This is a genomic window from Pseudomonas sp. ASL3 (assembly GCF_056680425.1).
In genome coordinates, this window is the sequence record NZ_CM155281.1 from 6,102,431 (window position 1) to 6,114,783 (window position 12,353).

The window sequence follows — 12,353 nt, forward strand, 5'->3', positions numbered from 1 at the left end:
TCCACTGAAGGTCTTGGCGGGCAAAAAACAAGCCGAGGATTATACCCGAGCTAGGACCTCACGCGCCAGTTGAGGTCGGGGTTTGTGCAGGAAGATTGCGTTTTAACAGATTGAGTAGCTGGACTTTCTCTTCCGCACTCAACCCTGTTTGACGCTCTTTCCTGATCAGATGTTCCAGACTGCGCTCGCGTTGGCGGGCGGATAGCCTAGTTATAGTGTCGAAAAACTGTTGTTCAAGGTTATCGGCCTCGATCAGCCATTCTTTCTCGGCCAACGCACGTAATAGTCGGCCTTGCTCTGTGCCATGCCAGCGTGCGATCAATTGCAGTGAACGCAGCTTGGGGTTTTTCTGCAGCGCTTCGAGCAAAGCGACCAACAATTGCGCGTAGATGTGATCTTCTGCGGCAAAGTGGCTGGCATCTTCGACTTTCGCGGCCAGCTGCGGATGGTGCAGCAATGTTCTGAGCGCGGTCAGGGTCGGTGGTTCAACCGTCGCGGGAGTGCGAGGGCCGCGAGGCTCGAAGTCAGGCCGTTTGCCTTTCTTGTCCCAGGGCTTCTTGTCCCACTGTTTTTGACCGCCGGTTTTCTTCGGCGTCCACTCCGGCTGAGCTTCATAACTGCCGTGCTGCTGATAATCAGCGTAGTCGGGAATGGCGTCGTAATCGATGTTCGGGTCATAGCTGGGCGGCGGCGCTTCATTGGGCGCGCTCTGCACCAGTTGATGCATGGCCTCATTGTTGAGGCCGGTAATTTCACTCAGGCGCTGACGCATGAGTGTCCGCAAGTTGGCGCCTGGCACTTTGTCGATCAGCGGCGCGGCCAGGGTTGCCATGTGAGCCTTGCCCTCCAGCGAGCGAGGGTCGGCCTCCTTGGTCAGCTGCTCGAAGAAGTAATCGGCCAGCGGCTGTGCGTGCTGATTGATCCGTGCCTTGAATGCATCGGTGCCTTCGGAGCGGACCAGCGTATCCGGGTCTTCGCCTTCGGGCAGAAACAGAAAGCGTGCTCGGCGCCCATCCTGCAGGCTCGACAGCGCTGCTTCCAATGCTCGCCAGGCGGCATTGCGGCCGGCCTGATCGCCGTCGAAACAGAACAGCACGTTGGGTACTACCCGAAAGAGCCGTTTGAGATGCTCTTCACTAGTGGCGGTCCCGAGCGTGGCGACGGCATTACGCAAGCCTTGTTGGGCGAGGGCGATGACGTCCATATAGCCCTCGACGACAATGATCTCGTCGAGGTTGCGGTTGTACTTGCGCGCTTCGAACAGGCCGTAAAGCTCCTGCCCTTTGTGAAATACCGGCGTTTCCGGTGAGTTCAGGTATTTGGGTTTGTCATCGCCCAGAACTCGACCGCCAAAAGCGATGACTCGCCCACGACTGTCGCGGATCGGAAACATCACGCGGTCACGAAAACGGTCATAGCGCTTGCCGGTCTCGGCATTTTCAATCAACAGACCCGCGTCGATCATGGTCTTCTGCTGAAGTGTGTCGCTGCTCAAATGCTTGTACAGGTTGTCCCAGCCGGGCGGGGCAAAACCCAGGCCGAAATCGCGAGCGATCTCGCCGGACAGGCCGCGGCCTTTTAGATAATCCACTGCGGATTTACGCGTCGGATGGCTTTTGAGGGCCTGGCGATAAAACTCGGCAGCTGCCGTCAGCAATGGATACAGCGGTGAGTCTGTCGGCTGACGGGGTTTTTGACCTTTGACGCCTTGTTCGCGCGGGACTTCCATGCCTGCGGCTTTAGCCAGTTCCTCGACGGCCTGGGGGAAATCCAGATTGTCGTGGTCCATCATGAAGCCGAGGGCATTGCCGCCAGCACCGCAACCGAAGCAGTAATAGAACTGTTTGTCCGGGCTGACGCTGAACGATGGAGTTTTTTCTTTGTGGAACGGACAGCAGGCGCTGTAATTCTTCCCGGTTTTCTTCAATTGCAGACGTGAGCTGACAACATCGACAATGTCGGTGCGGTTCAGAAGGTCGTCAATAAAGCTCTGGGGAATTAGCCCGGCCATGGCGTTCTCATCATCAGGCGGCCCGCCAGCTAATCGTGGCGAAACTGAAACGTAGCTACATTGACCGTCACGATTGGTTATCGCGGGCTGCTGTGTTCACTAAGCTGACATTGGGAGACGCTGCCTTGATTGAGCTTCTTTCGAAGGTCAGTGAGGCGTGCTCGTCATGCGCCTTGATCCATGGTCAGTCTAGACGTGATCAATGCGGCCTGAATCGTTGTCTGAATCAGAGCAGGACGTGCCTTGACGGGATTTGTCTTAGTCGCAGCTGGCTTGCATCTGCGGCTCAGACAGCCTCTGTCAGTGAAGCGTGAGGCTTGATGTGCAACTGCCGGCAGCCCGGCTTTGGGGCCGGGCGTGGCAGAAGCTTGCGACGAATGTCTGTAAATTAATACAGACGAACGGCGCGGCGCTGTTCGCGCTGTACTTTCTTGGCGTGACGCTTAACAGCGGCTGCTGCTTTACGCTTACGCTCAGAAGTCGGCTTCTCGTAAAATTCGCGGCTACGAACTTCAGCCAGAACACCGGCTTTTTCGCAGGAGCGCTTGAAACGACGCAGAGCTACGTCGAAGGGTTCGTTCTCTTTAACTTTGACGGCTGGCATCCAGAGCTACCTTCATTCATTACCGGGGTCAACGACTCGTGCAAAAACTGCACTTAAGTACGTCGGTTTTTAAGGGTTGCGGATGTTAACCCCTCATCGCAAGGAATGCAAAGCCTCTGATCGAAAAACGCTGGTCGGGGCCTGGAGTGGCGACTATTATGCGCGGCTTCGAATTCAGCCTCTACAAGGCGCAAACCCATGCTAGTACTGGGATTAGAGACCTCCTGCGACGAAACCGGTGTCGCACTTTACGACAGTGAGCGAGGCCTGCTGGCCGACGCACTGTTCAGCCAGATTGACCTGCATCGCGCGTATGGCGGGGTTGTACCCGAGCTGGCGTCGCGTGATCACGTCAAGCGCATGCTGCCGCTTATCCGCCAGGTTCTGGCCGAAGCGGACTGTATCGCGACCGAGATCGACGCCATCGCCTACACCGCGGGTCCTGGCCTGGTCGGTGCACTTTTGGTCGGTGCTTCCTGCGCTCAGGCGCTGGCGTTTGCCTGGGACATTCCGGCCCTGGGCGTGCATCACATGGAAGGCCATCTTCTGGCGCCGATGCTCGAAGAACAACCGCCCGAATTCCCGTTCGTCGCTTTGTTGGTGTCCGGTGGCCATACGCAGCTGGTTCGGGTCGATGGCATCGGTCTTTACCAGCTGCTGGGCGAGACGCTGGATGACGCGGCGGGTGAAGCGTTCGACAAGACCGCGAAGATGATGGGCCTGCGTTATCCCGGTGGTCCTGAGATCGCGCTGCTGGCGAATCAGGGCGTGGCGGGTCGTTTTGTTTTTCCGCGGCCCATGACCGACCGGCCCGGTCTGGATTTCAGCTTCAGTGGCCTGAAGACCTTTGCCCTGAATACCTGGCATCAATGCCAAAGCGCTGGAGACGACGGCGAGCAAACCCGTTGCGACATCTCTCTGGCCTTCCAGCATGCGGTGGTAGAGACTTTGACCATCAAGTGCAAGCGTGCCCTCAAGCAGACCGGCCTCAAGCGTCTGGTCATCGCTGGCGGCGTCAGTGCCAATACGGCATTGCGCCTGTCGCTGGAAAAAATGCTCGGTGAGCTGCGCGGCAACGTTTTCTACGCGCGGCCGGAGTTTTGCACCGATAACGGCGCAATGATCGCGTTTGCCGGTTGCCAGCGTCTGCAGGCCGGGCAGAAAGAGGATTTGAGCATCAGCGTGCAGGCGCGCTGGCCGATGGAACAGTTGTCAGGTCTGTGACGGCGTCAACCTGACTCAGGTTCGTCGCGAAGATTTAAAAATGCCGTTCGCGCCCGGCGAACAGGTCGCGTAAATTGCCGCGGTGGCGCCATACGACCAGTAAGGTGACGATGCTCATCGGCAGCAGTGCTTGAGGCTCCTGCCATGCCAGTAATGGCAGGGTCAGCGGTGTCGCGATCAAGGCCGCGAGCGAGCTGGTGCGGGTCAGGAAGAACACCAGCAGCCAGACGCAGAGAGCCAGCGCGGCAGCGGGCGGGGATAGGCCCAGCAGCATGCCGGCCGCCGTCGCAACACCCTTGCCGCCGCGAAAGCGAAAGTACAGTGGAAAAAGATGACCCAGTACCGCGCAAAGTCCTACCCACGCTTGCTGTTGAGGGTCGAGGCCGAGCAGATTGGCGGCCAGTACCGGCAGCAGACTTTTGCAAACGTCGCCGATTAGTGTCAAAACAGCGAGCTTCTTCCCCGCCAGGCGCAACATGTTGGTCGCGCCGGCATTACCGGAACCGCTGGCGCGCGGGTCCGGGCTACCCGTGAGGCGGCTGAGCAAGATGGCGAAGGACAGTGAGCCAAGCAGGTAGGCGAGGATCGCCAGTAACCAAAACATGCTAACTATTCCGGGCGAGGACGCCCTGATTCTAACGGCGCATCGCGCCCTTGTCGTGCAGCGGAGAAAAGTGCTTGGACAGAGTTTTTATCGAGGGTCTGGAAGTCGATACGGTCATCGGCGCCTACGACTGGGAGCGTGGCATTCGCCAGTGCCTGCGCCTGGACCTGAGTTTTGCCTGGGATAATCGGCCGGCTGCGGCGGGTGATGACCTGAGCAAGGCACTCGACTACGCTAGTGTCTCGACACGCATTCAGGCCTTTGCCGAGCAAGCGCAATTCCAGCTGGTCGAGACGTTCGCCGAACGTCTGGCCGAGGTGTTGATGAGCGAATTCCAGATTCCCTGGCTACACCTCAAACTGACCAAGCCAGGTGCCGTTGCGGCGGCGGCTGGCGTGGGCGTGGAGATCGAGCGCGGATGTCGCTAACCCAGATATTCCTAGGTCTCGGCAGCAATATCGAGCGCGAAACGCACCTGCATGCAGGGCTTGAAGCGCTGGATGGATTTTTGCAGCAGATGACCTGTTCGCCGGTGTTCGAAAGCCAGCCGGTGGGCATCAAAAGCGGACCGTTTTTCAATCTGGTGGTATCGGCGTATACCGATCTGCCGTTGATGGAACTGGATCGCCGTTTGAAGTTCATCGAGGCGGACAACGGGCGCTATGCTCCGGAACGCAAGGGCTTGCCGTTGGATATTGACGTACTGCTCTACGGTGAGCAGGTTGGTAATTTCGATGGCTTGATTCTGCCTCGCGCGGAAATTCTCAAGAATGCGTTCGTGCTGTGGCCGCTGTCGCTGATCGCGCCGGAACGGCTGCATCCTGGCGTGAACAAGACCTTCCAGGATTTGTGGCAAGAGGCGCAGATCGATCAGGTGTTGGCGCCGGTGGCGTTTGAGTGGCGTGGTAGGCAGTTGACGCCCTGAAATGCGCCAATTCCCTGTAGGAGCGGGCTTGCCCGCGATAGCGTTGTGTCGGGCGCACCGCGTCAAGCTGATCGCAGGCAAGCCAGCTCCTAGTTTGCGTTATCTTCTTTGTAGTCCTTCAGCGCCTTAAGCCGCTCACGCTTCAGTGCTTCACCCAGCTCAGGCCCTTCAAACCCCTGTTCGCGCAACGGCTGCACAGCCACGGTCCGCGCGGCCTCAGCCGCACCGCGTAGATACGCGGCCTGCGGATAATCTCGCTGCTCGAAACCCAAACGGCCTCGAGCATCCATCTCGCAGGCCGCGATGAACTCTTCGAAACGCTGCGGCCGACGGTAGATATCGAAGCTTTGCAGCAGCTCAAGCAATGTCGACGCTTTCAGCTCCAGCGCTCGGTGTCCATGGGTGTGGTACTGGCCGACCAGAAGCGCCAGCTCCTGGCAATCCCGAGGCACCTTGAAGCGTGCGTTCACCGCTTTGATCAGGCGCAGGCCGGTGTGTTCATGGGCAATATGCCGTGGCCACTCGCTTTCTGGTGTCAGGCCCTTGCCCAGATCATGCAGCAGGCAGGCCCAGCGTACGCTCAGCGGCTGCTGGTGGGCGGCGGCCTGCTCCAGGACGCTGAGTACGTGCTGACCGGTGTCGACTTCCGGGTGGTGCGCTGCAGGCTGCGGTACGCCGAATAATGCATCGACCTCAGGAAATAACACCTTCAGCGCGCCACACTCGCGCAGCACCTGAATGAATACCTGCGGCTGACTTTCCATCAGGGCGCGGGAGATTTCCTTCCAGCTGCGCTCTGGGGTCAGCGCTTCCAATTCGCCGGATTCACTGAGCCGTTGCATCAGTAACAGGGTCTCCGGGGCGATGCTGAAACCCTCGGGAGCATACCGCGCGGCAAAGCGGGCGACGCGCAGTACCCGTAGGGGATCTTCGGCAAACGCCGGGGAAACATGACGTAAAATGCGTGCTTTAAGATCTTTCTGGCCGTGGTAGGGGTCCGTCAGCTGACCCTGCTCATCTTCGGCGATGGCATTGATCGTGAGATCCCTGCGAATCAAATCTTCTTCGAGGGTGACTTCGGGGCTGGCGTGGAAGGTGAAGCCGCCGTAGCCTCGGCCGCTCTTACGCTCGGTCCGGGCGAGGGCATACTCCTCGCCGGTTTTCGGGTGCAGGAACACCGGAAAATCTGCGCCGACCGGGCGAAAGCCTTTGCCGAGCATTTCGTCGGTGGTTGCGCCCACTACCACCCAATCGGTGTCTGCGACTGTTTTGCCGAGGAGGCGATCACGTACTGCGCCGCCCACTTTATAAATCTGCATAAAAAACCTCCGTAAGCGCGACAGGATAACCCTTGCGTCGTACTCACGGAGGTTAAAACCGAAAACGGTGACCAGGTCTAAAGGCAATTAGGGCTTAAAGGTGAATGACCGCCAAATCGAGCCGGGGATATTCACTATCGGCATGTTCGCCTTTAGGTGGGACATGGTGGGTTTTCATTATCTGATCGCCTTGCAGGGTCTCCAGATGAATATCGAAGCCCCACAAGCGGTGCAGGTGCTTGAGCACTTCTTCCGTGGAGTCTCCCAAAGGTTTGCGGTCGTGCTGCTGGTGGCGCAGGGTCAGAGAGCGGTCGCCGCGGCGGTCGATGCTATAGATCTGCACGTTAGGTTCGCGGTTGCCCAGGTTGTACTGCGCGGCCAAGGTTTCACGGATGGTCTTGTAGCCGGGTTCGTCGTGGATGGCGGGAACCAGCAGATCGTCCTTCTGGTCGTCGTCCATGATGCTGAACAGTTTCAGGTCGCGAATCACCTTGGGCGACAGGTATTGCAGGATGAAGCTCTCATCCTTGAAGCTGCTCATGGCGAACTTGAGGGTAGCCAGCCAATCACTGCCGGCAATGTCCGGGAACCAGTGGCGATCTTCATCAGTGGGGTGCTCGCAGATCCGTCGGATATCCCGGTACATTGAAAAACCCAGGGTGTAGGGGTTGATGCCGCTGTAATACGGACTGTCGAAGCCCGGCTGATAGACGACGCTGGTGTGTGATGTCAGGAACTCCATCATGAAACCGTCCGTCACCAGACCTTCATCGTAGAGGTCGTTCATCAGCGTGTAGTGCCAGAAGGTCGCCCAGCCTTCATTCATCACCTGAGTCTGGCGTTGCGGATAGAAGTACTGAGCGATCTTGCGCACGATCCGCACCACTTCACGTTGCCAGGGCTCCAGCAGCGGCGCGTGTTTCTCGATGAAGTAGAGGATGTTTTCCTGAGGCTCTACGGGGAAGCGAGCGTTGTCCTTATCGCTGTTTTTATCCGCGCCTTTCGGGATGGTCCGCCACAGATCGTTGATCTGCTTCTGCAGATGTTCTTCACGGTCTTTCTGCCGGCGGCGTTCTTCTTCGGCGGATATCGGGTAAGGACGCTTGTAGCGGTCGACGCCGTAGTTCATCAGCGCGTGGCAGGAGTCGAGCAGGTCTTCTACTGCGTCGATGCCGTGGCGTTCCTCGCACTGCATGATGTACTGCTTGGCGAACACCAGATAATCGATGATCGAGCTGGCATCGGTCCAGGTGCGGAACAGGTAGTTACCCTTGAAGAAGCTGTTGTGCCCGTAACAGGCGTGCGCCACGACCAGCGCCTGCATGCAGATGGTGTTTTCTTCCATCAGGTAAGCGATACAGGGGTCGGAGTTGATGACGATTTCGTAAGCCAGCCCCATCTGTCCGCGGCTGTAGGATTTTTCGGTGCTAAGGAAGTGTTTGCCGTAGGACCAATGGTGATAACCCAGCGGCATGCCGACGGAGGCATAGGCGTCCATCATCTGCTCGGCAGTGATCACCTCGATCTGGTTGGGGTAGGTGTCCAGGGCATAACGCTCGGCAATGCGGCTGATTTCCCGGTCGTAGGCCTGGATCAGTTCGAATGTCCACTCTGAACCCGTGGACAGGGGTTGGCGCTTCTGCTCTCTAGCGGTCATGTCACTAACCTGCGCTGGAAGAGTTCACGGAATACCGGATAGATATCACCGGCAGAGACGAGCTGTTGCTGGGCAAACGTATCGGGGAAGGCTTCGTTGATGCGCTCGTATTCGAACCACAGTGCCTGATGTTCACGCGGGGTAATCTCCACGTAAGTGTAGTACTGCACGAAGGGCATGATCTGCTTGATCAGGATGTCCCGGCAAATCGGTGAATCATCGTTCCAGTTGTCGCCGTCCGAAGCCTGCGCCGCGTAAATGTTCCATTCATTGGTCGGGTAACGCTCGACCATGATTTCCTGCATCATTTTCAACGCGCTCGAAACGATGGTGCCGCCGGTTTCCCGGGAGTAGAAGAACTCTTCCTCGTCGACTTCGCGGGCGCTGGTGTGGTGGCGAATGAACACGACTTCGATCTTTTCGTAGTTACGCTTGAGAAACAGATACAGCAGGATGAAGAAGCGCTTGGCGATGTCCTTGGTCGCCTGGGTCATGGAGCCGGAGACGTCCATCAGGCAGAACATGACCGCCTTGGAGCTGGGATTGGGTTGTTTGATCAGCAGGTTGTATTTGAGGTCGAAGGTGTCCAGGTAAGGCACCCGATAAATACGGGCCTTGAGGCGCTCGATTTCGGCCTCCAGTTCCTGAATATCGCCGAAGTTATCGGGCTCTTCGCGTTTCATGCGCTCCAGCTCATCGACGGCTTCGCGCAGTTTGGCGCGACTGCTGCCAGAAAGCGCGATGCGCCGGGCATGTGCTGAGCGCAGGGTGCGGATGATATTGATCCGTGAAGGATTGCCTTCGTTGCTGATCCCTGCACGCACGGTCTTGTAGGTGTCGGTGCCCGTCAGGTTGCGTTTGACCAGGTTGGGCAACTCGAGATCTTCGAACATGAATTCCAGAAATTCTTCCTGAGTGATCTGGAAGACGAACTCATCCATGCCTTCGCCTGAATTGCTGGCCTTGCCCGGCCCTTTACCGCCGCCGCCCCCTTGTGGACGGGCGATATGCTCGCCAGTGGTGAATTCCTTGTTGCCGGGATGAACGACGGTCTGTTTACCGCCGCGACCATGATGAAGTACCGGTTCGTCGATATCGCGCCCGGGAATGCTGATCTGTTCGCCGTGCTCCATATCGGTAATGGAACGGCGGCTAACTGCTTCTTCGACTGCTTTTTTTATGTGATCACGGTAACGCCGCAGAAAGCGTTGGCGGTTTACCGTGCTCTTGTTCTTGCCATTGAGACGTCGGTCGATCACATAACTCATGACTGCTCCTTAGAAGCTGTCTTGAAAAATGGCGAGCTGGCAGGGCGGTTAGAGCAGTGTGTGGGCGTAAGCCACTTTTGCTCTGTCTGAGCCTCGCTGCCGATTTCTAAAACAGCTTCTTGGAGCCTGTGTAGCAGAAAAAGCTGGCACAGGCTCTCGGCTAACGACAACCGGTGTAACCGGTAGCGGGCTACTGTGATTTTCTGACCCGCAGATACCACTCGGACAGCAGTCGTACCTGTTTGTCAGTGTAACCACGCTCGACCATCCTTGTGACGAAGTCGTTGTGCTTCTGCTGATCCTCTTTGCTGGCTTTTGCGTTGAAACTAATGACCGGCAGCAGGTCCTCGGTGTTCGAGAACATTTTCTTCTCGATGACTACCCGCAGCTTCTCGTAGCTGAGCCAGGTAGGATTTTTGCCGTTGTTATTGGCGCGGGCGCGCAACACGAAATTGACGATCTCGTTGCGGAAATCTTTCGGATTGCTGATGCCGGCCGGTTTTTCGATTTTTTCCAGTTCCTCGTTCAGCGCGACGCGGTTGAGGATTTCGCCGGTTTCCGGATCTCGGTATTCCTGATCCTGAATCCAGAAATCTGCGTAAAGCACGTAGCGATCGAAGATGTTCTGGCCGTATTCGCTGTAAGACTCGAGGTAGGCAGTCTGGATTTCCTTGCCGATAAACTCGATGTAGCGCGGCGCCAGGTATTCTTTGATGAAGCGCAGATAACGCTCACGAACTTCGGCCTGGAATTGCTCTTGCTCAATCTGCTGTTCCAACACGTACAGCAGGTGAACCGGGTTGGCGGCGATTTCATGGGGGTCGAAGTTGAATACTTTCGACAGAATCTTGAACGCGAAACGTGTCGACAGACCGTTCATTCCTTCATCGACACCGGCATTGTCACGGTATTCCTGAATTGATTTGGCTTTCGGGTCGGTGTCTTTAAGGTTTTCGCCGTCATACACCCGCATCTTCGAGTAGATGTTCGAGTTTTCTGGCTCTTTGAGACGCGACAGCACGGTGAACTGCGCCAGCATTTTCAGAGTGTCGGGCGCGCAGTGAGCTTTGGCCAGAGAGCTGTTGAAGAGCAGCTTGTCGTAGATTTTGACCTCATCGCTAACCCGCACGCAGTACGGCACTTTGACGATGTAGATCCGGTCGATGAAGGCTTCGTTGTTCTTGTTGTTGCGGAAGCTGTGCCATTCCGACTCGTTGGAGTGGGCCAGCAGGATGCCGGTGAAGGGGATCGAGCCCAGACCCTCGGTGCTGTTGTAGTTACCTTCCTGAGTGGCGGTGAGCAACGGGTGCAAGACCTTGATCGGCGCCTTGAACATTTCGACGAATTCCATCAGGCCCTGGTTGGACCGGCAGAGTGCTCCTGAGTAGCTATAGGCATCGGCGTCGTTCTGTGGGAATTCTTCCAGCTTGCGGATATCGACCTTGCCGACCAGTGCCGAGATGTCCTGGTTGTTCTCGTCGCCCGGTTCGGTTTTCGCCACGGCGATCTGGTTGAGGATGGACGGATACAGCTTGACCACGCGGAACTGGCTGATGTCGCCCCCGAACTCAGCCAGACGTTTGGTCGCCCACGGCGACATGATGGTGTTCAGGTAACGTCGAGGAATGCCGAAGTCTTCTTCGAGAATCGCGCCGTCCTCGGTCGCATTGAACAGGCCGAGTGGCGATTCGAAAACCGGTGAGCCCTTGATGGCGTAGAAGGGCACTTTTTCGATCAGCTGTTTGAGTTTTTCAGCCAGCGAGGATTTACCGCCACCCACGGGTCCGAGCAGATAGAGGATTTGTTTCTTCTCCTCCAGGCCCTGCGCGGCGTGGCGGAAGTACGAGACGATCTGATCGATGCATTCTTCCATGCCATGGAAGTCTTCGAACGCCGGATAGCGACGGATCACCTTGTTGGAGAAGATTCGGGATAAGCGTGAGTTGGCCGACGTGTCGAGCAGCTCGGGCTCGCCAATGGCCAGCAGAAGACGTTCTGCGGCAGAGGCGTAGGCGCTACGTTCTTTTTTGCAGAGTTCCAGATACTCCTGTAGCGAGAACTCTTCCTGGCGTGTCGATTCAAAGCGTTGTTGGAAGTGGCTAAAAATACTCATGACGTCACCTCGCTCGATACGTGGAGCCGGCGGCGGATCGTCAGTCGATGCTGGCATGCAGCTGAAATCCAGCTGCTGTTTACCCCCCAGAACACCATAAAATTACTACCGATGACCCACGCGCCGGTGTACCGGCTCTCCCCTGATTTGGATGGCCTAGGGCTAAGGATAGTTCGGAATCGCAGAGATCAAGGAGTATTGATTGATAAGTCGGGCTGACCGTTCGTCAGTTTGGGGCGCGAGCCCGCACAGGGCGCGGGATCGCCCCATGTAAAAAAAATTATTCCGGGATGCCTTGGGCGGTTTCGTCCGGATAGGTGTTGCGCCACAGTTCGAAACCGCCATCCATGCTGTAAACGTCCGAGAAGCCCTGGCCCACAAGATAGGCTGCGGCGCTTTGGCTGGAATTGCCGTGATAGCAGACCACAACCAGTGGCTTGTCCAGATCGGCTTTGGCAATGAAGTCGGCGATGGAGTGGTTGTCCAGATGTTGCGAGCCAGGGATGTGATGGGCAGCAAATGTCTGTGGGTCGCGTACGTCGACCAGCACGGCACCTTGTTCGCGCAGGGAGTGGGCCTGCGCTGGAGGGATGCGTTTGAACTCGGTCATGGACTGGGCTCCTTGGGG

At 57.3% G+C, this 12,353-nt stretch carries 11 protein-coding genes; 3 read left to right on the forward strand and 8 right to left on the reverse strand.

The genetic code is table 11. From position 1 onward, the window contains the following. Positions 1-58: 58 nt before the first annotated feature. Together dnaG and rpsU are read right to left on the reverse strand one after the other, a co-directional pair. A complete protein-coding gene (dnaG, locus tag AC1MEE_RS27950) occupies positions 59-2,011 on the reverse strand; it encodes a DNA primase (protein ID WP_480412701.1) in 1,953 nt (650 codons plus the stop codon). Between the two features lie 388 nt (positions 2,012-2,399). Further along, complete coding sequence (gene rpsU, locus AC1MEE_RS27955; RefSeq protein WP_002551877.1) at positions 2,400-2,615, reverse strand: 30S ribosomal protein S21; 216 nt, start codon at positions 2,613-2,615, stop codon at positions 2,400-2,402. Positions 2,616-2,813: 198 nt separating this feature from the next. Here rpsU and tsaD point away from each other — a divergent pair, with 198 nt between their 5' ends. After that, the gene (gene tsaD / locus AC1MEE_RS27960; protein WP_480412702.1) at positions 2,814-3,839 is read left to right on the forward strand and encodes a tRNA (adenosine(37)-N6)-threonylcarbamoyltransferase complex transferase subunit TsaD; all 1,026 of its coding nucleotides are present in this window, start codon (positions 2,814-2,816) and stop codon (positions 3,837-3,839) included. A gap of 34 nt (positions 3,840-3,873) precedes the next feature. Here tsaD and plsY read toward each other — a convergent pair whose 3' ends face one another. After that, the gene (gene plsY / locus AC1MEE_RS27965) at positions 3,874-4,443 is read right to left on the reverse strand and encodes a glycerol-3-phosphate 1-O-acyltransferase PlsY (RefSeq protein ID WP_480412703.1); all 570 of its coding nucleotides are present in this window, start codon (positions 4,441-4,443) and stop codon (positions 3,874-3,876) included. Positions 4,444-4,517: 74 nt separating this feature from the next. Between plsY and folB the strand changes: the two genes are divergently transcribed. Continuing rightward, positions 4,518-4,871, forward strand: coding sequence for a dihydroneopterin aldolase (folB, locus tag AC1MEE_RS27970; protein WP_480412704.1), 354 nt, complete (start codon positions 4,518-4,520; stop codon positions 4,869-4,871). Continuing rightward, on the forward strand, positions 4,862-5,368 hold the full coding sequence (gene folK / locus AC1MEE_RS27975) for a 2-amino-4-hydroxy-6-hydroxymethyldihydropteridine diphosphokinase (RefSeq protein WP_480412705.1): 507 nt from the start codon (positions 4,862-4,864) through the stop codon (positions 5,366-5,368). Before folB ends, folK begins: the two co-directional genes overlap by 10 nt. Before the next feature lie 89 nt (positions 5,369-5,457). Here folK and AC1MEE_RS27980 read toward each other — a convergent pair whose 3' ends face one another. The 5 genes from AC1MEE_RS27980 to glpE form a co-directional block, all read right to left on the reverse strand. Continuing rightward, positions 5,458-6,687 (reverse strand): multifunctional CCA addition/repair protein, encoded by a 1,230-nt coding sequence (locus AC1MEE_RS27980; RefSeq protein ID WP_480412706.1) that lies wholly within the window; start codon positions 6,685-6,687, stop codon positions 5,458-5,460. 94 nt (positions 6,688-6,781) lie between these two features. Further along, the gene (locus AC1MEE_RS27985; protein WP_480412707.1) at positions 6,782-8,344 is read right to left on the reverse strand and encodes a SpoVR family protein; all 1,563 of its coding nucleotides are present in this window, start codon (positions 8,342-8,344) and stop codon (positions 6,782-6,784) included. Then, positions 8,341-9,612 (reverse strand): YeaH/YhbH family protein, encoded by a 1,272-nt coding sequence (locus tag AC1MEE_RS27990; RefSeq protein ID WP_480412708.1) that lies wholly within the window; start codon positions 9,610-9,612, stop codon positions 8,341-8,343. Before AC1MEE_RS27990 ends, AC1MEE_RS27985 begins: the two co-directional genes overlap by 4 nt. 190 nt (positions 9,613-9,802) lie before the next feature. Continuing rightward, positions 9,803-11,725: a PrkA family serine protein kinase gene (locus tag AC1MEE_RS27995; protein ID WP_480412709.1), complete on the reverse strand. Its 1,923-nt coding sequence runs from the start codon at positions 11,723-11,725 to the stop codon at positions 9,803-9,805. A gap of 280 nt (positions 11,726-12,005) precedes the next feature. Beyond that, the gene (gene glpE, locus AC1MEE_RS28000; RefSeq protein WP_480412710.1) at positions 12,006-12,335 is read right to left on the reverse strand and encodes a thiosulfate sulfurtransferase GlpE; all 330 of its coding nucleotides are present in this window, start codon (positions 12,333-12,335) and stop codon (positions 12,006-12,008) included. Positions 12,336-12,353: the final 18 nt, after the last annotated feature.